19 protein-coding genes are annotated in these 20,246 nt (G+C 59.7%); 12 read left to right on the top strand and 7 right to left on the bottom strand.

From position 1 onward, the window contains the following. Positions 1-66: 66 nt before the first annotated feature. From pbpC to NTD87_RS18565, 6 genes are all read left to right on the top strand, one after another. Complete coding sequence (pbpC, locus tag NTD87_RS18590) at positions 67-2,394, top strand: peptidoglycan glycosyltransferase PbpC (RefSeq protein WP_262115562.1); 2,328 nt, start codon at positions 67-69, stop codon at positions 2,392-2,394. A gap of 181 nt (positions 2,395-2,575) precedes the next feature. Then, the gene (locus tag NTD87_RS18585) at positions 2,576-2,878 is read left to right on the top strand and encodes a MazG-like family protein (protein WP_262115560.1); all 303 of its coding nucleotides are present in this window, start codon (positions 2,576-2,578) and stop codon (positions 2,876-2,878) included. Then, positions 2,878-3,627 carry a methyltransferase domain-containing protein gene (locus NTD87_RS18580; protein ID WP_262115558.1) on the top strand — a complete coding sequence of 250 codons (750 nt, stop codon included), beginning with the start codon at positions 2,878-2,880 and terminating at the stop codon, positions 3,625-3,627. Before NTD87_RS18585 ends, NTD87_RS18580 begins: the two co-directional genes overlap by 1 nt. 58 nt (positions 3,628-3,685) lie before the next feature. Next, positions 3,686-4,294 (top strand): DUF4136 domain-containing protein, encoded by a 609-nt coding sequence (locus NTD87_RS18575; RefSeq protein WP_262115557.1) that lies wholly within the window; start codon positions 3,686-3,688, stop codon positions 4,292-4,294. 28 nt (positions 4,295-4,322) lie between these two features. Next, positions 4,323-4,880, top strand: coding sequence for a DUF4136 domain-containing protein (locus tag NTD87_RS18570; protein ID WP_262115556.1), 558 nt, complete (start codon positions 4,323-4,325; stop codon positions 4,878-4,880). Positions 4,881-4,992: 112 nt separating this feature from the next. Then, positions 4,993-6,921: a pilus assembly protein TadG-related protein gene (locus NTD87_RS18565; protein WP_262115555.1), complete on the top strand. Its 1,929-nt coding sequence runs from the start codon at positions 4,993-4,995 to the stop codon at positions 6,919-6,921. On the opposite strand, the gene NTD87_RS18560 is transcribed toward NTD87_RS18565, so the two are convergent. Further along, the gene (locus NTD87_RS18560) at positions 6,918-9,671 is read right to left on the bottom strand and encodes an ATP-binding protein (RefSeq protein ID WP_262115553.1); all 2,754 of its coding nucleotides are present in this window, start codon (positions 9,669-9,671) and stop codon (positions 6,918-6,920) included. The genes NTD87_RS18565 and NTD87_RS18560 overlap by 4 nt on opposite strands. Then, complete coding sequence (locus NTD87_RS18555) at positions 9,668-10,114, bottom strand: TadE/TadG family type IV pilus assembly protein (protein ID WP_262115552.1); 447 nt, start codon at positions 10,112-10,114, stop codon at positions 9,668-9,670. The genes NTD87_RS18560 and NTD87_RS18555 overlap by 4 nt, the downstream gene beginning before the upstream one ends. Positions 10,115-10,189: 75 nt before the next feature. On the opposite strand from NTD87_RS18555, the gene NTD87_RS18550 reads away from it, so the two are divergent. Next, positions 10,190-10,660 carry a prepilin peptidase gene (locus NTD87_RS18550; RefSeq protein WP_262115551.1) on the top strand — a complete coding sequence of 157 codons (471 nt, stop codon included), beginning with the start codon at positions 10,190-10,192 and terminating at the stop codon, positions 10,658-10,660. A 125-nt stretch (positions 10,661-10,785) separates the two neighbouring features. Beyond that, positions 10,786-11,550: a response regulator transcription factor gene (locus NTD87_RS18545; protein ID WP_262115550.1), complete on the top strand. Its 765-nt coding sequence runs from the start codon at positions 10,786-10,788 to the stop codon at positions 11,548-11,550. Positions 11,551-11,812: 262 nt separating this feature from the next. Here the strand turns inward: NTD87_RS18545 and NTD87_RS18540 are convergent, their stop codons facing one another. Genes NTD87_RS18540 through cpaB form a run of 5 tightly spaced genes read right to left on the bottom strand, consistent with a single transcriptional unit; the run spans position 11,813 to position 17,068 of the window. Beyond that, positions 11,813-12,697 carry a type II secretion system F family protein gene (locus tag NTD87_RS18540; protein WP_262115549.1) on the bottom strand — a complete coding sequence of 295 codons (885 nt, stop codon included), beginning with the start codon at positions 12,695-12,697 and terminating at the stop codon, positions 11,813-11,815. A 1-nt stretch (position 12,698) separates the two neighbouring features. After that, complete coding sequence (locus tag NTD87_RS18535) at positions 12,699-13,583, bottom strand: type II secretion system F family protein (RefSeq protein WP_262115548.1); 885 nt, start codon at positions 13,581-13,583, stop codon at positions 12,699-12,701. 18 nt (positions 13,584-13,601) lie between these two features. Beyond that, a complete protein-coding gene (locus tag NTD87_RS18530) occupies positions 13,602-14,876 on the bottom strand; it encodes a CpaF family protein (RefSeq protein WP_262115547.1) in 1,275 nt (424 codons plus the stop codon). Next, entirely contained in the window at positions 14,873-16,063 is a 1,191-nt protein-coding gene (locus tag NTD87_RS18525) for a CpaE family protein (protein WP_262115546.1), read from the bottom strand. Before NTD87_RS18525 ends, NTD87_RS18530 begins: the two co-directional genes overlap by 4 nt. Positions 16,064-16,123: 60 nt before the next feature. Then, positions 16,124-17,068 (bottom strand): Flp pilus assembly protein CpaB, encoded by a 945-nt coding sequence (gene cpaB / locus NTD87_RS18520; protein ID WP_262115544.1) that lies wholly within the window; start codon positions 17,066-17,068, stop codon positions 16,124-16,126. A gap of 331 nt (positions 17,069-17,399) precedes the next feature. On the opposite strand from cpaB, the gene NTD87_RS18515 reads away from it, so the two are divergent. The 4 genes from NTD87_RS18515 (at position 17,400) to NTD87_RS18500 (ending at position 20,212) form a co-directional block, all read left to right on the top strand. Continuing rightward, positions 17,400-17,603 (top strand): Flp family type IVb pilin, encoded by a 204-nt coding sequence (locus NTD87_RS18515; protein ID WP_262115543.1) that lies wholly within the window; start codon positions 17,400-17,402, stop codon positions 17,601-17,603. 51 nt (positions 17,604-17,654) lie between these two features. Next, on the top strand, positions 17,655-18,068 hold the full coding sequence (locus NTD87_RS18510) for a response regulator (RefSeq protein ID WP_262115541.1): 414 nt from the start codon (positions 17,655-17,657) through the stop codon (positions 18,066-18,068). Positions 18,069-18,106: 38 nt separating this feature from the next. Further along, positions 18,107-18,310: a Flp family type IVb pilin gene (locus NTD87_RS18505; protein WP_262115540.1), complete on the top strand. Its 204-nt coding sequence runs from the start codon at positions 18,107-18,109 to the stop codon at positions 18,308-18,310. A 618-nt stretch (positions 18,311-18,928) separates the two neighbouring features. Further along, positions 18,929-20,212 (top strand): O-antigen ligase family protein, encoded by a 1,284-nt coding sequence (locus NTD87_RS18500; RefSeq protein ID WP_262115539.1) that lies wholly within the window; start codon positions 18,929-18,931, stop codon positions 20,210-20,212. Positions 20,213-20,246 lie beyond the last annotated feature (34 nt).

Raw genomic sequence — 20,246 nt, 5'->3', positions numbered from 1 at the left:
CTTGGGCCATTGTTTAAGCGGGTGAGTTCCCGTGAATCATAGAGGTTTGGTGGATTGAATTTCAGCTTGTTTAAGCGAATCGTTCAGCGTTGTCTGATCGGTGTGCTGTTGTTGATCGCGCTGCTGTGGCTCGCCGACCGTCTCTGGCCGTTACCGCTGCCCAAGGACGATCTGGCGCGGGTGGTGCTGGCTGAAGACGGCACGCCGCTGTGGCGTTTCGCCGATGCCAACGGCGTGTGGCGTTACCCGGTGGAAACATCACAGGTTTCGCCCTATTACCTCGATGCGCTGCTGACTTACGAAGACCGCTGGTTCTATCAGCATCCTGGTGTTAACCCCTTGGCGCTGGGCCGGGCCATGTGGCAAAACCTCACCGGCGGTCGGGTGTTGTCCGGCGGTAGCACCTTGTCGATGCAGGTCGCGCGGCTGCTCGATCCGCATTCGCGAACGTTGTTTGGCAAGCTGCGCCAACTGTGGCGCACCGCGCAGCTGGAATGGCACCTGTCCAAGGATCAGATCCTCAACCTTTACCTCAACCGCGCACCGTTCGGCGGCACGCTGCAAGGCGTGGCGGCGGCGAGTTGGGCTTACCTGGGCAAGTCGCCGCAACACCTGACCCACGCCGAAGCCGCATTGCTGGCGGTATTGCCGCAAGCACCGAGCCGCTTGCGTCCGGACCGACATGCGGCGCGCGCGCAGGTGGCTCGGGACAAAGTGCTGCGGCGTCTGGCGCAGTTTCAGGTGTGGCCCCAGTCGGCGGTCGATGAAGCCCTGGAAGAACCGTTGCTGTTGGCACCCCGTCTGGAACCGAGCCTCGCGCCGCTATTGGCGCGGCGCTTGAACCGTCCGGACAGCCCGCCACTGATTCGCACCACCCTTGATGCCAACCTGCAACGGCGTCTCGAAGACTTGTTGCTGGGCTGGCGCGCACGCCTGCCGGAGCACACCTCGGCGGCGATTCTGGTGGTCGAAGAAGAAACCATGGCGGTGCGCGCTTACCTGGGGTCGGTGGATATCAATGACGACCGGCGATTCGGCCATGTCGACATGATCAGCGCCCTGCGTTCGCCCGGCTCAACCCTCAAACCTTTCCTCTACGGTATGGCCATGGACGCCGGGCTGATTCATTCCGAATCGTTGTTGCAGGACGTGCCCCGGCGTTACGGCGATTACCGACCGGGCAACTTCTCCATGGGCTTCAGCGGCCCGGTGCCGGCCAGCAGCGCGCTATCGACCTCATTGAATCTACCGGCCGTGCAGTTGCTGGAAGCCTACGGACCGAAACGTTTTGCCGCCGAAATGCGCATCGGCGGCATGCCGTTGACCTTGCCGCCGCTGGCCGAGCCGAACCTGGCGTTGATCCTCGGTGGCGCCGGCAGTCGACTGGAAGATCTGGTCAGTGGCTACAGCGCGTTTGCCCGTGGCGGCAAGAGTGCCAACATCCGTTTGCAGCCTGACGATGAGCTACGTGAGCGGCCGTTGCTGTCGCCGGGTTCGGCGTGGATCGTGCGGCGAATTCTCAGCGGTCAGGCGCGTCCCGACCGCGACCCGCGCGCCGAACTGGTGCAGCGTCCGGTGCTGGCCTGGAAAACCGGCACCAGTTACGGCTTCCGTGATGCCTGGGCGATTGGCGTCGGACCGCGTTACCTGATCGGCATCTGGATCGGCCGCCCGGACGGCACGCCGGTGCCAGGGCAATTCGGTCTGGCGTCGGCGGCGCCGTTGATGTTGCAAGTCCACGACGTGTTGATCAACCGCGACAGTCAGCGGGGCATCAGCGCACCGGTCCAACCGGTGCCGTTGAACGTCGGGGTGGCGGCGATTTGTTGGCCGCTGGGTCAACCGATGAGCCGCAATGACCCGAACTGCCGTCGCCAGCGCTTCGCCTGGACGTTGGACGGCACGACGCCGCCGACCTTGCAGGCCATGGATCAGCCGCTGAGCGTGGGACTGGTGGAGAAGGTCTGGGTCAATGCCAAAGGTCTGCGGGTCGACCCCAAATGCCCGGGCGCCATGGCGCGGGATATCGCGTTGTGGCCGGCGCCGCTGGAGCCTTGGCTGCCGCGAGTCGAGCGGCGTGAAGCACGCTTGCCGGCCAACGACCCGGACTGCCCCGGGCCGGTGCTGGCGGCGTCTTCACCGCTGTCGATTGTCGGCGTGCGTGATGGCGATCAACTGCGCCGGCCGGCGGCCAGTCAGGAACTGCTGCGGCTGACGCTGTCGGCACTTGGCGGCAGCGGACGGCGCTGGTGGTTCGTCAACGGCACGCCACTGGGCGACAGCGCTAATCAAGAGAGCATCAACGCCACGTTTGAACAGGTTGGGCGTGTAGAGCTAAGTGTGCTTGATGAAGGCGGACAGACGGCACGGGTTGAGTTCAACGTCGTTGATTAGTCCGCCTTCGTCGGATCGCCGCCCGGAGCAAGCCCGCTCCCACATTAGTTCTGCGCTGACTACTGTATTGTGGTTCGACGCAAATCCAGTGTGGGAGCGAGCCTGCTCGCGATCTGTCGCGTAGCGACAGCTTGCTTCCTGCGGTCATCCGCCTGAAGCTATACGCCTTCAGGAGAGCCCGATGAACCTTGTTGAACTGACCGAACGCCTACACCGCATCCGTGATCGCAACGACTGGCGGCCATTTCACAGCCCGAAAAACCTGGCCATGGCCGCCAGCGTCGAAATGGCCGAGCTGGTGGAAATTTTCCAGTGGCTGAGCGAAGACCAGTCGCGCCAGTTGCCGGCGGACAAACTCGCCCATGCCGGTCAGGAAGTCGGTGATATCGTGCTCTATCTACTGCTGTTGTGCAGCGAGTTGGGGTTGGACATGGAACAGGTAGTACGCAGCAAGCTGGCTGACAGCGAACGGCGGTTCAGCTGATGAGCGACCGTCATTTCGATCAGTTGGCGACCCGGTTCGCCGAAAAAATCTACGGCGGTGCCAAAGGCGCGATTCGTCTGGCGGTGCTGCAGGCCGACCTGGCCGAAACCCTGCCGGATCGACCGTTGCGGGTGCTGGATATCGGCGCCGGTCTGGGCCACATGTCGCTGTGGCTGGCCGAGCGTGGCCATCAGGTGACCCTGGCCGAGCCTGCCGAACCGATGCTCGAAGGCGCCCGCCAGCGTTTCGCCGATGCCGGGCAAACGGCAACCTTTATCCAGGCGCCGTGGCAAGAGCTGCTGGGGCAGCTCACCGAGCCCTACGACCTGGTGCTGTGCCATGCAGTGCTGGAGTGGTTGGCCGAGCCTCATGCGATTCTGCCGGTGCTGCATCAACTGACGAAGAAAGAAGGCTGGTTGTCGCTGGCGTTCTATAACCGCGATGCACTGATTTACCGCAACTTGCTCAAGGGCCATTTTCGCAAGATGCGCAAGAACGACATGGCGGGCGAGAAGCAGAGCCTGACCCCGCAAATGCCACTGGACCCACGAGAGCTGGCCACGCAACTGGACGGTCTGTGGCAAATCGAAGCCCAGAGCGGGGTGCGGGTTTTTCACGACTACATGCCGTTGGAGTTCCAGGCCCGTGCCGAACTGATCGACTTGCTGGAAATGGAACTGGCCCACCGTCGTCACCCGAGTTTTGCGGGGCTGGGGCGTTACCTGCACTGGATCTGCCGCCCGGTCTGAACCGTGGCTTCTGTGAAGAGCACTATTGAACGCAGTGCTGCATGAAACGGAGAACACAATGAAACGCCGTTTGGGATTGATCATGCTGTGCCTGGGGCTCGGGGCCTGCCAGGGCAGCAATCCGTATGTCGCCAGCTCCAACCCGTTACCGCCGGCCCCGCCGCAAGCCGCCCAGACCTTTGATCGCAGCGCCTACCCGGCGGCGCCGCGTGATTATGCTCGTTACCACAGTTGGGCCTGGCTCAATGGTCGGTTGCCCAACGGCTCGGCCTGGGCTGACTCGGCACAGATCGCCGAAGCGGTCAGCAATGCGCTGGATCAACGGGGGTTGCGTCCGCTGCACGACAATCGTCCGGCCGACCTGTGGGTCAGCGCCGATTTGCATCAGGAAACCCGTCTGAAACAGGTCCAGGACGACTATGGTTATGGCGGCTACGGCGGTTATAACCGTTACGGCAACGGCTATGGCATGTACAACACGGTACCGGTTGTCCGTACCTATCAGGTGCAAGTGCTGGTGATTCGGGTGGATTTGTTCGACGCCAGCACCGGGCAACCGGTCTGGAGTGCCAGCGCCGAAACCGGCCTTCAGGGCAACGAAATAGAGCGTGGCGATGCGCTAAGACAAGCTGTAGAAAAGGCGGTGGCGGCGTATCCTCCTAGTTAGGTTCCCTGCCTGGAACAGGAGAAAAATCATGCTCCACCGTCTCTCGTTGCTGGCTTGCGCTGTGCTGCTCAGCGCGTGCCAGTCCAACCAGGTCAATCACGATTTTGATGCCAGCCGCGACTTCGCTGCCTACCGCAGCTGGGCCTGGAAAGAACCGGCCTTGCAATACCGTCCGGACGATCCCCGGATCAAGAGCGACCTCACCGAACAACGCATTCGCGATGCGGTTGCCGATCAACTCGACCAGCGTGGCCTGCGCCCGGCAGCCGCCGGCACCAAGGCTGACGTCAACGTGCGGACCTATCTGATCGTCGAGGATCGCCAGCAACAAATCACCACCAATTACGGCGGTGCCTGGGGTGGCCCCTGGAACGGCTACTGGGGCGCGCCGATGTACAACGAAACCCGCAACGTCACCTTCAAGGTCGCGACCATTCAGATCGACTTGCTCGATGGCAAGGATGGCAAGCTGGTCTGGCGCGGCAGTGATGAACAGATCCTCAGCAGATCGCCTCAACCCTCGGACCGTAGCGCCGCGATTCGCGCGACGGTAGGGCGGATATTGAGCAACTACCCACCGAGATAAAGCGCCTGAATCATATGCGCTGGCAAGTTGCCAGCGCAGTGCCCGAGCCTTGACTACACTGCGTGCACCCCCGGAGGTAGCGCTCGGCAGTGCGCCGGCAAAGGAGTGCTCGATGTCTCCTGCTTCGCAGTTTCGCGGTCCCGCCCGGCAACGTGGCGCCATCGGCCTGATCGCGGCAATGACCTTCGGCCTCGCACTATTGTTTTCACTGTTGGTGGTCGACAGCGGCCGGCTCTATCTGGAGCAGCGCAAGCTGCAACGGGTGGTGGACAACGCGGCGCTGGAGGCGGTCAGCCGTGGCGGTAACTGCCTGCCGGGCCTGACGGCGGCCAGTTATGCCGGGCAAAGCGCGGTGCGTAATGGGTTCATCGTCGGCACCTTCAGCACCCTGACCACCACCTGCGGTTCGCTGGTGACTCCGGCGACCCACCTGCGCACCTTCGTCCCCAGCGCTACGCAATCGACGGCCATTCAGGTGGTTGGCACCAATGTGGTACCGACCAGTGCGGTGGGCGCTCTTCAGGCGTTGTTCAGTGGGGCTTCGGCCAGTGCCAATACCACGTTGACGGCCACGGCGGTGGCCGCGGGGCCCAAGCCGACGCTGGCGCAGTTGAGTATTCGCAGTTCGCTCGTCAGTGTCGACACTGCCAGGTCGAACCTTTTGAATCCGCTGTTTTCGAGCCTTCTGGGCGGCAGCGTGAACCTGACAGCCCTGGGCTGGGACGGCTTGGTCAATACCGATATCAACCTGCTCAAGTTCATGGACCAGTTAGCTATTGAACTGGGGGTGACCGCAGGTGACTACACGGGATTGCTCAATGCGCAAGGAACGGTAACTCAGTTCATACAAGCCGCGGCAACGGTTGCGAATCAGAATGGCGCGTCGGTCGATGTGATGACGGCTTTGACCAATTTGCAGGTAGGGACAACCAATGCTCCGCCGATCAAGCTCGGCGATGTGCTTCAACTCCAGGCGGGCAGCTCGGCGGCCAGTCTGGACGCTACGGTGCAACTGTTCCAACTGGTTCAGGGGTTTGTCCAACTGGCGAATAAAAACAGTGCAGTGACAGCCGTTCTACCGGTCAACGTATTAGGTCTGCTAGGCGTGACGACTCGTATAAAAGTGATTGAGCCGCCGCAGTTTTCTGCCATCGGCGATCCGGAGCTGGCCAAGGCTGACCCGTTGGGCGTGAACCGAATCTATGTGAAGACTGCGCAGGTAAGAGTCCTCGCAACGGTCGACCTTTCCCTGATCAACGCCGTGTTGCAGTTGGTTAATACGCTGTTGAGCCCGATCATCGTTTCTATCAACACGCTGCTGGCACCGGGGTGTCTGTTGGCAACCTGCACACAAACAGATCTGCAAATAGTGCCTGAGGGTCTCAATCTGGATGTGGGGATCGAAGCGGGAGTCGGCAGCAGTTATGTCACCGATTATTCGTGCGTGAGTCCCACCAGCAAAAGCCTAACTGCCACCACGGACATTGCCGCGCTCACAGTCAAAGTCGGCCGAATCGACCCGGCAATCTGGTTGTCCTCCTCGCCGTTATCAGCGCTTACGCCGTTAACCCTGGTCGATATCGGCAGCAAGACTTGTCACGGATTGACCTTTGTCTGCGGTCCGCGCACGCCTTTTGCCGGCGGTGGTAGCGAGATCATGATTGATGCCTCGATCGCAGGGGCCAGCGACCCGAATTACACCTACAACAACCCCAAGGACATCAATGTTCCGCCGTTGCCGCTTCACACTGTTTCGGTATCGGGCGTGGTGGGTAGTTTGAGCGGGACCTTGGGAGGGGTAACACTGATTCAGCACACACCGACGATTGGCGGTCTGACGGCTTTGTTGTTCAACACGCTGTCATCGCTCCTGGCTGATGCGACAACGGCGCTGATCGGTGCAATCGATGGCTTGCTCGCACCATTGGTCGATCCGTTGATCAATAACCTGCTGCTCAATCTGGGGATCGACGTCAACAAGGTGGATGTGGGCTTCAATCTTACTTGCGGACAGAAAGGCAAAGCCTACCTGGCGATCTAAGTCTCCAGCGCAATCGGCAGTTCGATACAGAACCGCGCGCCCTGGACCGAGTTGCGCACGCTCAACCGTCCGCCCATGTTCTCGACGATGCCGTAGCTCACCGACAACCCCAGCCCTGTGCCGACACCCACCGGTTTGGTGGTGAAGAACGGCTCGAAGATCCGCTCCAGCAACCGCGGATCGATGCCGCCACCGTTGTCCTCGACCCACAGCCGCAGCGAGCAGTGGTCGCGTTCGGCATACAGTGAAATCCACGGCTTGAACTCCCGATCACCTTCACGCTTGCTCAACAGTGCATCGCGAGCGTTGACCATCAGGTTGATCAGCACTTGTTCCAGTTGATCGACGTAACCGCGGACATTGGCCTGGAAACTGATATCGCTGATCCGCAAGTCGACGCCCTTGCCACGCATGCCTTCGGCGAGTAACGACAGCGTGCCTTCCACCGCTTGCGCCGGGTTGAACAGTTGTTGCTCGATCTCCGAGCGCCGACCAAACACCCGCATGTGATCGACCACCCGTGCCGCGCGCTGGACCTGGGCGTCGATGCGATTGAGCTTGTCTTGCAGGTAGTCGATCTGCACGTCGCCGCTGTTCAAACGCTTGAGCACGTTGACGATGGCCATGCGCATCACGTTCAGCGGCTGGTTGATTTCATGGGCCAGCCCGGTGGCCATCTCTCCCAGGGTGGCCATTTTTGCGCTTTGCGTGAGTTGTTGCTGCGAGCGGCGGACCTCGGTGTTGTCACGGCCCACGGCCTGGATTTCCACCAGACGACCCTGCTCGTCGAACACCCCGCGATCCGACCAGACCCACCAGGCGTGTTCACGCCCAGGAAGTTGCAGGCTGATTTCCGCCGTGCTCACCGGGAACTCCGGGGTCAGTAAGCACAGGCGTTGCACAAAGGCTTCGCGCTGTTCGGCCGACAACCAACTGCCCAGATCGACACCGGGCAGTTGTTCGGGCGTGCGTTCCAGGTACGTCGCCAACGGGCGATTGCCGAACGTCAGCGTCAAGTCGGGACGATAACGGCAGATCATCGCAGGCGAATCTTCCACCAAAATCCGGTAACGCTCCTCGCTTTGCTTGACCTGTTCGGCGGCCAGGGTCGCTTCGGTGACATCCAGCCACAAGCCGACCGCCTCCACCGGCAATCCGAGATCATCGCGCAGCAGCTTGGCTTCATCGAGCAGCCAGTGATAGTCGCCACGTTGGTCGCGCAGACGGTAACGCGCACGTACAGACCCCTCGCGCAGCAACTGACGGGTGCGTTCGAAATACAGGTCACGGTCTTCGGGATGAACCCGCTCGATCAACGCGCTACCGACCAAATCATTCAGGCTCCAACCGAGCAACGGCAGCAGGCTGTCACTGAAAAAACTCGGTTGCAGCGCGCCTTCGACGTAGCGCTGCACATAGATCACCGCCGGCGAGCTGGCGATCAGGTTGTCCAGCCGGGCATGGGCGGCGGCGGCTTGCTGTTGTTGATTCTTGATGTCGCTGATGTCGAGCATGAAACCCACCAGCCGCCGCTGCTCACCCACGCCCAGCGCCTGGCCTTGCAGGCGATACCAGATCGGCGTGTGGGCGTCGTCGGGGCGGTGCAGGCGCACGCACAGCAGCAAGGTCTTGTCGTGTTGTTGCAGGTCCTGCACACGGCTGGCCAACTCTTGGCGGTCGGCGGGATGGATCAGCGCCAACCACTCGGCCAGCGGTAGTCGGGTGTTCTGCAGATGCAGGGTGAGTGCCAATTGCGGCGCCAGTTGAACCTCGTCAGTCGTGCCGAACAGCTCCCACCAACCGGTGCCGAGCAAGCCTTGCAAGGCTTCGAGTCGCTCCAGTTGCTGATGTTGATGGTGCTCGCGTAAACGCCCCAGTACCGGCCCGGCCAACGCGGCGGCCAGCAGCAACCAGTCACGCTCGCTGAGCTCCGGTGCGCGCTGTTGCGCCGGATAGAAACCACAGAGCAGCCAGGCCGCGACACCGTGATCATCGCGATAAGGCACCAGAAATCCGTCGGTATTGCCGAAGGTTCCCTGCAACCGCGGGTGCTCGCTCAGGCCGTGAACCACGCTCAAATGCAGCGGGGTATTGCCGCTCAAACTGTCCAGGCTGGTGCCCAGCGGCTGACCGGTTTGCCACAGCTGCGGCGCATCGTGTGCGCGGTGTTGGCTGTGGATCAGCCAGCCCTGTTCCTGGTCATCGAGCAGCGCGATGGCGACACAGGGGATGTGCCAGCGCTGGGCCAGACCTTGAAGTTGCTCGGTCAGAACCTCGGGCAGGCGCATCAGGCTGCACAGACGAAGCTGTTCGCTCATGCGCCCCGCGAACACCTGACACTCGTCGCGGCTGTGGGCCTCTTGGCGTTCGTGCAGCAGATCACCAATGTCGAGCAATTGCAGCAGCCAGCCGCCAGGCGTCGGCTGAACCCAGCCACGCAGGTGTAAGGTTTGGCCGCCCAGGCCGGTGAAGTCCAGGTCCAGGCTCTGGCCCTGCCAGTCAGCAGGGGCGCCTTCGACAACCAATTGGCTGTGAGGCAGCAGGTAGTCGATCAGCAGAAGGTTCTGTTCGGCGGGCGGATGTTGGGCCAGTACATGACGCAACGGACCACTCATTTGCAGCACCCGTCCTTCGTGGTTCAGTTGCAGGTGCAACCCGACGTTCTGCGTCGCCGGGTGGTAGGGCGTATCGAGTTCCGGTAACGGCGGGCGCTTGAGCAGCCGGCCGAAGAGCTTTTCCCCGGGTGTCAAAATTGCAGGCTCGATTGCGCAGTCAGGTTTGTCGGCAGGTTGGGTACGCTGCCCACTCCTGGCAGGACGAGGAACGGGATGACCTGATTGAGCTTGCTGGTGGGGTAGGCCACGCTGACGGTCAGCAACCCCGTGCCTGCGTTATAGGCCGCCGTGGTGTCCACGCCATAGGTGATGTTGAAGGCGCTCGGCACCCAGGACAGTTGTTGTTTCAGCACGGCATTTGCCAAGTCCTGCACGGCTTGTGGGTAGTTGGCCGTGTTCGGGTCCAGTGCGACGCTTTGCCGGACCGCCTCGGCAGTGGCCTCATTGAATGACTGCACCAGCAACAGCGGTACGCTGTAGCTGACAATCCCGTAAAACACCGCAAAAAAGATCACGAATACCAAGGCGAACTCAATCGCCACAGCGCCTTTTTGCTTTCTGGGGAGGCCTGACTTCATGAATGCGTCTACCCTGACAACGTCTACGTGATATCAGCATAGAATCATTCAGCCAAAATGGACGATTTTTACCGGATGCAGAGTTTTGTCCTACTGATCTGGCTGGTGCTTTGCGCAGCGCAGGATGTTCAGCAACGGCATATCGCCAACAGCCTGACCTTGGGCGCCGGGTTGTTGGCGCTGATTTATCTGTTGTGGACCGGCACCACCTGGCTGGGCGCACCGGCTGCTCAGGGTGGGTGGGCGCTGCTGCTGGCGCTGCTGTTTACCGTGCCCGGTTATGCATTGGGGCGGTTGGGGGCCGCTGATGTGAAGCTGATGGCGACGATCGGTCTGGCGACCGACAACCTGCATTTACTCGGTAGTTTCATTGGCGCCGGCGTGGCCGGCGGACTGTGGTTATTGATCGCCCCAATACTCTGGCCACATATGAGTCAAGGGCTTAGAGGACGTCTTCAGTACCTGGCGCCGGAGCTGTCAAAAAAACCACCTTTTGCGCCGTTCGTGCTGATCGGCATGCTGCTGACACTGCCCTGGGCCCACTAGTCGCGTGGCGCGGCTAGCGCTATGTACATAGTAGGAAAGTACGTCTACTTTCAACTCAGCGCCTGTACAGCTTGCCGCTGTCGGTACAGGAACTGACAGTCTTCGGACAGGGCATGGAGTTGTAAGTGAACAAGCCTACCTCTGCGGTAAAAGTGCTGGTGGTCGACGACGAACCGCTGATTGTGGAAGAGCTTTGCGAGTTTCTTGAAAGCAGCGGCTACCGTTGCGTCCCCTGTGAATCCAGCCAGCAGGCCATCGCGCGCTTCAGCGAAGACACCAACATTGGCTTGGTGCTCTGTGATTTGCACATGCCGGGGTTCGACGGTATTCAACTGGTTCAGGAACTGCAACGCATCACCGGCAAGCACCGAGCCTTCGAAGCCATCATGCTCACCGGGCGTGCCGACAAACAGGATGTGATCAAGGCCTTGCGCGCCGGGATCGCGGACTACTATCAAAAGCCGATAGCGTTGAACGAGTTGCTCGAAGGGGTGCAGCGCCAGGAGGTTGCGCTTCAGGAACGGCAAAAAAATGTCCAGCTGGGGCACTTGAATCAGAAGCTGCAGGACCTTTCAGAATCCATCGACGATCTTTATCAAGACCTCGATAAGGTTCGTCGTGATCCTCTGGTGTCGCCATCCGGGAGTTCAAGTGAGGAGATGCCGGCGATCTTCACTCAGCTGTCGCCTCGTCAGCTCGATGTTGCGCGGTTGGTGGGCAAGGGGCAGACCAATTACCAGATTGCCTGTGAGTTGGGGATTACCGAGAACACGGTGAAGTTGTATGTGTCGCAGGTGTTGCGATTGACGCATATGCATAACCGGACGCAGTTGGCGTTGGCGCTGTCGCCGAGTGGTTCGGGGGGGCGGGCGCGGGTTACGGCGCACTAGGTTCCTGGTTTGTTCATTCGATTGAGTACATCGTAGTGGTCAACTAATACCCCGGTCAGTATTGCGGATGAACCGCCCGTAGCAGCTGTCGAGCTTGCGAGGCTGCGTTCGGCCCGGTCCGCGCTCGGGCGAAGCGGTCGTAAAATCGGGCAACGCGTTTTTACAGGCAATCTGCGTACGCAGGATTTGCGAGGACTTCGTCCTCGAACGCAGCCTCGCGGGCTCGGCAGCTGCTACAAGAACGTGGTCACCGCTTGCGGTTCTAAGGCGCAAACGCCCGAGCAATCGCGGTGAAGCCCGGGCCGGCCAATACGATCAATAAGGCGGGAAACAGAAACAGCATCATCACCACGGACATCTTGGCGGACATTTTCGAGATGTATTCCTGCAAGCGTGTCAGACGCCGGTCGTCGAGCAATTGCTTGAGCGCGAGCAGCGATTTCATGGCGCCGCCGCCTTGATGGATCAATTGCTGGAGGATCACGCAGGTGTCGGTGAATTCGTCCACTGCCAAAAGCGTCGCGGTCTTGTGCAGTTCCTGGCCGAGTTCCAGGCCGGAGTCGACCCGAGTCAGGATCAGGTGTAATTCGTGGGTCAGCTCCGGCAGCAGTTTTTGCGCCTCGATGCTCAGCACACGCAAGGACTGCTCTATGGCCATGCCCGATTCGAACAGAATCCGCAGCAGCGGAATAAACGTCGAAATCTCGAGGGTAATGTTTTTTTGCCGCTGGTTTACGGCGTAGGCCAGTAGCCGTTTGGGCAGGAGATAACCCAGTCCGGCTCCCAGTATCGGCGCGAGCCATTGGTTTTGCGCGTTGGGGTAGAACACCTGTTGAAAGAACACCACCAACCCGAGCACCAGCAGGGGCGTGCCGACCTGGCAGGCGGCGAACAACGAACGCTCGCTGGATTTGCGCCACCCCAGGCGCGCGAGCAGGGTCTGGATCTCGCTGTCCATGCTGACCGAGCGCCGGCCGAATTTACTGTCGCCGAGCGCTCGAAGCCAGCTGCTGAGTTTGCTGTCGTGCGCGATCTGCCCTTGCAGGCGCTGAGTGACGTGACGCTCACGCCGTCGCTGTTCCAGCAGATTGCCAAGCACCAGCACCATGGCCCCCAGGAACAGCAATGCGCTCACCAGTAGTGCCATCTCAGATACTCCGCAACATGCGCCACAACGCCAGGCACCCTACGACCTGTAGGCCAACCGCGGCGATCAGCATGTGCTGGCCGGCAGCGTCGTGCCACATGCCCAGCATGTAACCGGGATTGGTCAGCATGAAATAGCTCGCGATGAGGATGGGCAGCGTCCCCAGTACCCAAGAGGTCATTCGGGTTTCGCCGGTCATGGCCCGAAGCTGGCGGGCGCCTTGCTCGCGTTCACGAATCAGCTTCATCAGGTTCTCCAGCAGCTCGCTGGCGTTGCCGCCGTAGCGGTGATTGACCTTCAATCCCAGGGCGAACATGTGCAACTCTTCCTGATCAAAGAGCTCGGCAAAGTCGTGCACGGCGTCGGGCAGGTTGACGCCCAATTGCACGTTGCGCTGGATTCGTCCCATGGATTTTTTAAGCGGGTTGGCGCTGGCGTCGATGCCGCCCATCACAGCGTCAGCCAGGGTGCGGCCGGATTTGAGACTGCGCACGCTGTAATCGAGCAACTGCGGCAACTGTTCGATCATTCGTCTTACGTGACGTCGATAACGCCAGGAAATGTACAAGCGTAATGCCAGGGGGGGCACCACGAACAGGATCAGTAGACCCAGCCAGCCCTGTGCAATAAATCCGATCAGGCACAGAGATGCCCAAAGCAGCAACCACAGCGTCAGGCGTTCGGTCGGGCGGCCCAGGCCTGCGCGCAAAAAGGCGTGCTCAAGGCTCGTCCACACAGGCTTTTCGACGATCAGTTGCGGTTGCCCCTGGGCCAGTCGGCTCAGCACGCGTTCGGTACTGGTCTTGCGCAGGCCCTGATAGAACAGCCGAATCGACAGTCCCAGGAGCACCACACACATCAGGCTGAGCAGTATCGGGCCGATCATCGCGCACGCCTCGTCTAGTCAGTTGGGGGGCAGGGACAACTCATGGCGCAGCTTGTCGCCAGCGGGGTTGACCGCTTCGCGCAGAAAGCCGAAACCGGTCCGTCGATCGAAACGAAACAAGGTGTTGGTGACGTAGATGTCCTCGCGGATACCCACCACTTCCACCACCTCGCTGACGCAGCGTCGGCCATCGGGCAGACGCGTCAGTTGAATCACCACATCGAGTGCCGCGCAGATCATCTGCCGCAGGGTGCGTTCGGCAATCTGGCGCCCGGTCAGGCCAACCAGGGTCTCCAGGCGCAACAGTGCGTCCTGGGCGTTGTTGGCGTGCAGGGTGCTCATCGAGCCGTCGTGACCGGTGTTCATGGCGGTCAGTACGTCGACCACTTCAACGCCACGGATTTCGCCAAGGATGATTCGGTCCGGGCGCATCCGCAGGGCGTTGCGGATCAGGTCGCTGGCTTTCACCTCGCCGTGGCCCTCGGCATTGGGCGGGCGGGTTTCCAGGCGTACGACGTGAGGGTGGCCCAGTTGCAGTTCGGCGACGTCTTCGATGGTCACCAGACGTTCGTGAGTGTCGATCAGTTGGCTGAGGATGTTCAGCAGCGTGGTTTTGCCGGTGCCGGTACCGCCGCTGATGAGGATGTTGCAGCGCTTGCCCACTGCCTCTTGAATGAAGTCGAAGATCGCCTGATCGATGGTTTGCATCGCCATCAGGTCGCTGCTTTTAAGCATGTCCTTGCGAAACTTGCGAATCGACAGGCACGGTCCGTCCAGCGCGATAGGCGGGATGATCGCATTGACCCGGCTACCGTCGGGCAGGCGCGCATCGACCATCGGCGATGACTCATCCAGACGCCGCCCCAGTGGCGCGAGGATGCGTTGCATGACCCGCTCGACGTGATGGGCGTCGATGAAGCGCAGGTCGCTCTGGTGCAATACACCGTCACGCTCGATGAACACCCGGTGCGGACCGTTGACCAGAATCTCGGTCACGCTCGGGTCGCGCAGCAGCACTTCCAGCGGACCGAAACCGGTGAGCTCGTCGACGAGTTCTTCGGCCAGACGCTCCATTTCATAGCGCGAAATCGCCAGGTGCAAACGGGCGATGTATTCGGCGACCTTGTCGGTGACGAACTGCGAAAGGATTTGTCGCGAACCTTCCAGCAGGTTTTTCCCGGACTCTTCGATGGCATCGATGATGTAGCGATGCAGCACCAGTTTCAGGCCTTCGTGGTCGGTGTTGCCGATCGGGCCCTGGGTCTGTGCACCGAAGAGTTTTTCACCACTCATTTTTGGCCTCGCCAGCGATTCAGCCAACTGACTTTGGGGGCGGCCAGCGTTTCAGAACGCTTGGCCAGACGTTCACCGAGGGTGCGCAAGCTTTGGGTCAGGACCTCGCGGGGGGCCAGTTCGAACAGGGTCACGCCCTGGTTTTTTGCATTGAGCCGAACCTCGGGGCTGTAGGCCAGGACGGCGATGACTTCCAGGCCGAAGGTCTTGCCCAGCGTATCGGAATCCGGGGCCGCGTTGCGCAGGTAGCGGTCGACCAGCAGTTGCGCGTGTTCAAGCTTCATGCCTTTTTCACGCCACAGGTTGAGCACTGTCAGATTGCGCCGGCAATCGAGCACGCTCTGGTCGGTGTACCACAGCAGCTTGTCGCAATGGCTGACAAAGGTGCGCAGGGCTTCGCTGTCGGGTTGGCCGGTGAGGTTGACCACGATGTGCTGAAAGTGTTGGCGCAAGGCGCTGAGCAGCATGTACAGCTCGGCGGCGCTGGTGTGTTCCAGCGGTTCGTCGTTGCTGGCGTAGGCGAGGATTCGCAGCCCGGCTTCGGCACTGGTGAAGGCGCTGTCGATCAACGTCGCATCCAGGCGCCGCAGATGCCGCAAGGCATCGCCGAAATGAAACGAACTCTCCAGCCCCAGCAGCGCCAGGCTGTCACCACGGGGCAGGCCAAGGTCCAGTAGCAAGGTTTGCTGGCCGCTCTTTTGCACCACCAGTGCCAGGTGCCCGGCGAGCAGGGCTCCGTCGGCGTTGCTTTGAGTGCCAAAGAGCGCCGTCAGACCACCCAGTTGGGTGTTGGGCGCCACGGTCGGCAGACGTTTGCTCAGGCGTCGCACCAGACCTGAAACTTCGCTGGCGCGTGAGCCGTAGGCGACAAAATCCCGAGCTCCGGCGCGCATGGCGTTAAGCACCAGTTGATTGTCCATGCCGTCGCCCAGCGCGACGATGGCCAGCATCGGTTTGGCTTCCAGCGCGCCTTCGATCAGCGCGCTCTGGGCTACCACATGCTCGCGGTCAAGGCCGACGAACACCAGACTGGCAAAGGTTACGTCCACCAGCGCGAGCAGCTCATCGAGGCTACCGCCACCGGCGCTGACCACCTGGCCCAAGGGCGCCAAAGCGCCTTGCAGCCACTCCAGATCAGTGCTGTTGCGGGTAATCGCAAGGAACGTCTGGCTCAGGTTCTGGCTCATGGTGAGAGTCCGCTGCGTTGATCGAAGTAGCCGTTTTTGAGGACGTGTATCCCTGTTCAATCAAGGGGTTTGTTGGGTGACCTGATTACCGCGTATGACCCCGATTCTGTGCCGTGATACCTGCACCGGACTCGCGCTGACGATGGTTCTTTGGGCGCTGCCCAGGGCCAGTTGATTGAACTGGAACAACTGACTGTTGGTGGCACTCAGGTGGGTGGATGAGTCGCGTTCACCGGCCCAGTATTTGGCCAGGAGCTGCTCTTCGCTGCTGCGCACGGCCAGGCGCAAGGTGCCGACCTGAGTCGCCAGCATCATTCGGCTGAGCAGTTGATCGGGCACCGCCAGCACTACGCTGCGGGCCGCGAGGCGACGTTGATCCTGTTTGAGTTTTTCGTCGGAGCTGGTGGCTGGGGAGGCGGGTTTGCCGTCGTTGGTCAATCCGAATTGCTCGCCGACGCCCAGCACACGCATGGCCGGTATGACGATTTGCGCCGATTGCTGCACGTTGGTGGCGTCCTGACGCAGGAACAGCAGCACGTCGACATAGTCGCCCGGGATCAGTTGTCCGGCGGCGCCGATCACTTCGTCCACCGCCACCGCGAGTGCACGTTCATCGCTGTGGATCATCCGTGCCAAGGGGCCGCCGGCCTCGAAGCTGTCGTTGCTCAGCCAGGTGCCCGCGCTCAGGTGCCGCCAGGGTGTACGGCCAACGGCCTGGTCCAGGCTGCTCAAACTGCCGGCGGGGGCGTGGCGCAGTTTTTCCAGGGCCAGGTCAGCGGCGGCGAGGGGGGTAAAAGGCAGGACATCATGCACCAGCACGACGACGGGGTGGCGCGTCTGGTCTTCTGCGCTTGTGACCGTTTTTTCCACAGCGCCGGTGACAGGGGTGGCGACGGGGTCGGTAACGGCCGCGGGCTGTCGGCTTAGCACCAACCCCCAGTACCCGACAATGACGGCACCGAACAACAGCAGTCCAGCCAGGCTCATGGTGACACGACTGTTCATGACGGCCCTCCCTTTCCTGCTGTATCACTGGCCCGTGTACTTCAACGAGATAATTTCGCAATCAGGCAGCTATGAACATGCAACTATTTTGCTATTTGAAAGTAGTGCAGATAAATCAAAATGCCATTACCTGTCAGAAAAATTACTCGCAAGAGTGTGATGTTCTGATCAGCGCGCCAGTTTATGGGCGCCAACATTCGGGTTAATACTTTGTGATTAGTCGGTTGTTACAGTTGCTGGAGTGGGGTTTGTTGACAATGCTCCGATGGCATAGAGCAATCATGTTGTGCCCCCGTTACATCGGCGCCCTTCAGCGCAAAGGAGAAGTCATATGTTCCTTAACTTCGTTCGGTATCTGTACATCCGCTTCCAGCTGTTCATGACCAGGACCGAAGGCGCTTCCGCCATTGAATATGCGCTGATCATCGCGATGGTGGCGTTGGTCGTCGTTGCCTTCATCACGCCGTTGGGCAACTCGGTGAAAGGCACCTTCAACAAAGTCATCACTGCACTGGGTGGGACGGTTGTAGCCTGATCGGCGGGCGTGGCCCGAATCCGATTGCTAACTCAGTGACAGGAGTCGCACATGAACGCTTCTTCACTCCCGCGCCAACAGCTGCTTCTGGTGGACGATGAAGAAGACGCCTTGTTGGAGCTTGCGGAGTTGCTGGAGGGCGAGGGCTTTTGTTGCTTCACCGCAACCTCGGTCAAACTCGCTTTGGACCATCTGACCCGTCACCCCGATATCGCGTTGGTCATCACCGATCTGCGCATGCCGGAAGAAAGCGGCATGTCCCTGATTCGCCGCCTGCGTGAGCACACGTCCCGGCAGCACTTGCCGGTGATTGTGACCTCCGGTCATGCCGACATGGACGACGTCAGCGACATGCTGCGCTTGCAGGTACTGGACCTGTTCCGCAAACCCATCTATCACGTGCGCCTACTGGAAACCCTGGACAACCTGTTCCCGCAACCGAAGTTGCACCGAGTCAGTCCTTAGCGTCGTCGGAGTGTTCTACACTTTGCAGGAGAAGTCGTATGTTCCTTCATTTTGTGCGGTACTTGTCCATTCGGCTCCAGTTGTTCATGAGCAGGACCGAAGGCGCTTCAGCGATTGAATATGCGCTGATCGTCGCGATGGTGGGCCTGGTCGTTGTGGCCTTTGTCACGCCGCTGGGAGATTCGGTGAAAGCCACCTTCAACAAGGTCGTCAGTGCATTGGGTGGGACAACGGTGACTTGATTCATTGAAAACTTCTGAAGGGAATCTGCATTGAACACCTCTTGCCTGCGTCGCTCGTTGTTGGCGCTGTCCATCAGTGCTGCCGCGATTCACACCCCTGCCATTGTCACCCCTGTCAACTTGATCAATGACGGCTCGCTCAAGGTCTAGGGCGACGAGAACTATGGCATCAAGGATCAGGGCAGTTTTGTTACCAGCGATTTCCTGAATTTGGGCGATATCGCCGTCAGCGGGAGGGACGCGACTTCTGATCTCATCCACTAAATACCGAGTTCTCCACATCTATTGCCGGCCGCGTTGAGGGGCTTGTTTTAACCATCCCTTTGCGTGAGGGATTGGCCTGTGTCAGTTACGCCGGAAGCAGGACAAGGCTTGCCGTGACCTGCTGAATTGAAAGTTTCAGAAAATTCCTACATTCACGCCCCCTTGTCTTTCGTTATTGTTTAACCGTGACACTGCCAGTGGCGACGCGGCCTTTAACGGGGGGGCAGCCCCTGCCATTTAGGTTCAAATAAATGACGCAATAAATACCCCGTATTCCATGGAGGGGCGAGTTGTTTTCGCCTGCCGTGCAGCTGGTCCTGCGTCACCTCACTTGCTTATCCATGAGGGGTTAGAATGCCTGTTACAGTTAAGTCACAAATTTTAAATGCTGCTGGCGGGGCGTTAGTCCCTGGCATTGCGGCAGCTATGTGCCTGCCGATAGTGATGTTTTCGCTGATGGGTTACGACATCAATCCTGCTTTCGTACTTGCTCCGCTTATAGCGATTGCATTGCTTATGAATTTTGGGCGGACAGGCCTGGCATATTTGTCTGCTGGGGTGATGGGGCTGATTTCCATAATGGTCGCCAATAAAGTCTCCGCGGATGGGGAGCTGATCAAGCATGTTTTTTCTATGGTGCTGATAATGTTTGCGCCGTCTTTCCTGTTTCTAGGAAAGTACATTTCAAAGAGTAGCGATATAAGCCGAGTGTTCTACTGGCTCTCGTTGTTTTCTTCGTTATTCTTGATTGTCGTCGCCGCTCGTATATTTTATCTGGAGCAAGATGTCCGTATTTACCTCGGGCCGTTTGGCCTGGCTGCGATGAATGCGGAATTTTTGGGCTTGCCAGTGTTTGCAACGTTCGGTGTTTTGAGCCTCGCCTATCTGGTGTGTTTACAGGCGATGATCATCTGCGGAACCCTCATCGCTGGCAAAACCAATAAAGCCGTGTCGCTGCTGATGTGGGTGGCACTGTTCTGCGCTACGTTCTTGATCATTGGTAGTGACTCTCGTAGCGCGCAGGTCCTTCTCGTGTGGATTGTTGGATCGATTGTTTTTTATGCGATCCGCAATAGCGACTACCGACGCAATGCCCTGATTGCCATTATTGCAGTGGTGATTGCATTCGCCGTGACCTATGCAAGAGGCATGGATGGAGGTCGAATGGTGAACTCTATTGAAGCCATCAGCGCTCAAAAACATTGGAAGAAAAAAGCGGATGAGTTTGCTACCGGCCGAATTGAGCTGGCAATTGAAGGCGTGAAAGAGGTCGTGGCGAGTCCTATCATCGGCAGTGGTTTCTCAGGCTATGGTCGATATTCGACTGAAGGGAAGTCCCAAGCCCTGATCGCAAACACTTCGACCCACATTTACTATTTGACCCTGTTGTGGAAGGGCGGGTTGATTTTCTTCATTCCGTTCATGGCTATGATTCTTCTCAACCTGAAGTCGGCCATAACTGGCACCAAGATGACTGAGAAATCGCCTGAACGGTTCTTCGCATGGGCGGCGGTTCTGATGGCCTTCGGACCGATGGCAATGGCCTGGGACATTCTGATTGTGCCGAGCGCCGGGGCAGTGGCTTTCTTCCTGTTTGGATTGCTGGGCGGTCTGAAGAACCAGGTGCAGAAGGTTTAACTCGCTGCATGTCTCTCGATGAACGCCAGTGTTA

The sequence above is a fragment of the Pseudomonas sp. 6D_7.1_Bac1 genome (assembly GCF_025465945.1).
Taxonomy (GTDB): domain Bacteria; phylum Pseudomonadota; class Gammaproteobacteria; order Pseudomonadales; family Pseudomonadaceae; genus Aquipseudomonas.
Note: the sequence above shows the minus strand (reverse complement) of the source record. Positions and strands in the feature narration are given on the sequence as shown.

Bases quoted from the DNA above. Each gene is read 5' to 3' on its own strand.
- NTD87_RS18530 (WP_262115547.1), bottom strand. From the start codon at position 14,876: ATGAGTGGTGAAAAACTCTTCGGTGCACAGACCCAGGGCCCGATCGGC.
- NTD87_RS18540 (WP_262115549.1), bottom strand. From the start codon at position 12,697: ATGGCACTACTGGTGAGCGCATTGCTGTTCCTGGGGGCCATGGTGCTG.
- NTD87_RS18555 (WP_262115552.1), bottom strand. From the start codon at position 10,114: ATGAAGTCAGGCCTCCCCAGAAAGCAAAAAGGCGCTGTGGCGATTGAG.
- NTD87_RS18565 (WP_262115555.1), top strand. From the start codon at position 4,993: ATGTCTCCTGCTTCGCAGTTTCGCGGTCCCGCCCGGCAACGTGGCGCC.
- NTD87_RS18505 (WP_262115540.1), top strand. From the start codon at position 18,107: ATGTTCCTTCATTTTGTGCGGTACTTGTCCATTCGGCTCCAGTTGTTC.
- NTD87_RS18525 (WP_262115546.1), bottom strand. From the start codon at position 16,063: ATGAGCCAGAACCTGAGCCAGACGTTCCTTGCGATTACCCGCAACAGC.
- NTD87_RS18585 (WP_262115560.1), top strand. From the start codon at position 2,576: ATGAACCTTGTTGAACTGACCGAACGCCTACACCGCATCCGTGATCGC.
- NTD87_RS18575 (WP_262115557.1), top strand. From the start codon at position 3,686: ATGAAACGCCGTTTGGGATTGATCATGCTGTGCCTGGGGCTCGGGGCC.
- cpaB (WP_262115544.1), bottom strand. From the start codon at position 17,068: ATGAACAGTCGTGTCACCATGAGCCTGGCTGGACTGCTGTTGTTCGGT.
- NTD87_RS18580 (WP_262115558.1), top strand. From the start codon at position 2,878: ATGAGCGACCGTCATTTCGATCAGTTGGCGACCCGGTTCGCCGAAAAA.
- NTD87_RS18550 (WP_262115551.1), top strand. From the start codon at position 10,190: ATGCAGAGTTTTGTCCTACTGATCTGGCTGGTGCTTTGCGCAGCGCAG.
- NTD87_RS18515 (WP_262115543.1), top strand. From the start codon at position 17,400: ATGTTCCTTAACTTCGTTCGGTATCTGTACATCCGCTTCCAGCTGTTC.
- NTD87_RS18570 (WP_262115556.1), top strand. From the start codon at position 4,323: ATGCTCCACCGTCTCTCGTTGCTGGCTTGCGCTGTGCTGCTCAGCGCG.
- NTD87_RS18500 (WP_262115539.1), top strand. From the start codon at position 18,929: ATGCCTGTTACAGTTAAGTCACAAATTTTAAATGCTGCTGGCGGGGCG.
- NTD87_RS18535 (WP_262115548.1), bottom strand. From the start codon at position 13,583: ATGATCGGCCCGATACTGCTCAGCCTGATGTGTGTGGTGCTCCTGGGA.
- NTD87_RS18510 (WP_262115541.1), top strand. From the start codon at position 17,655: ATGAACGCTTCTTCACTCCCGCGCCAACAGCTGCTTCTGGTGGACGAT.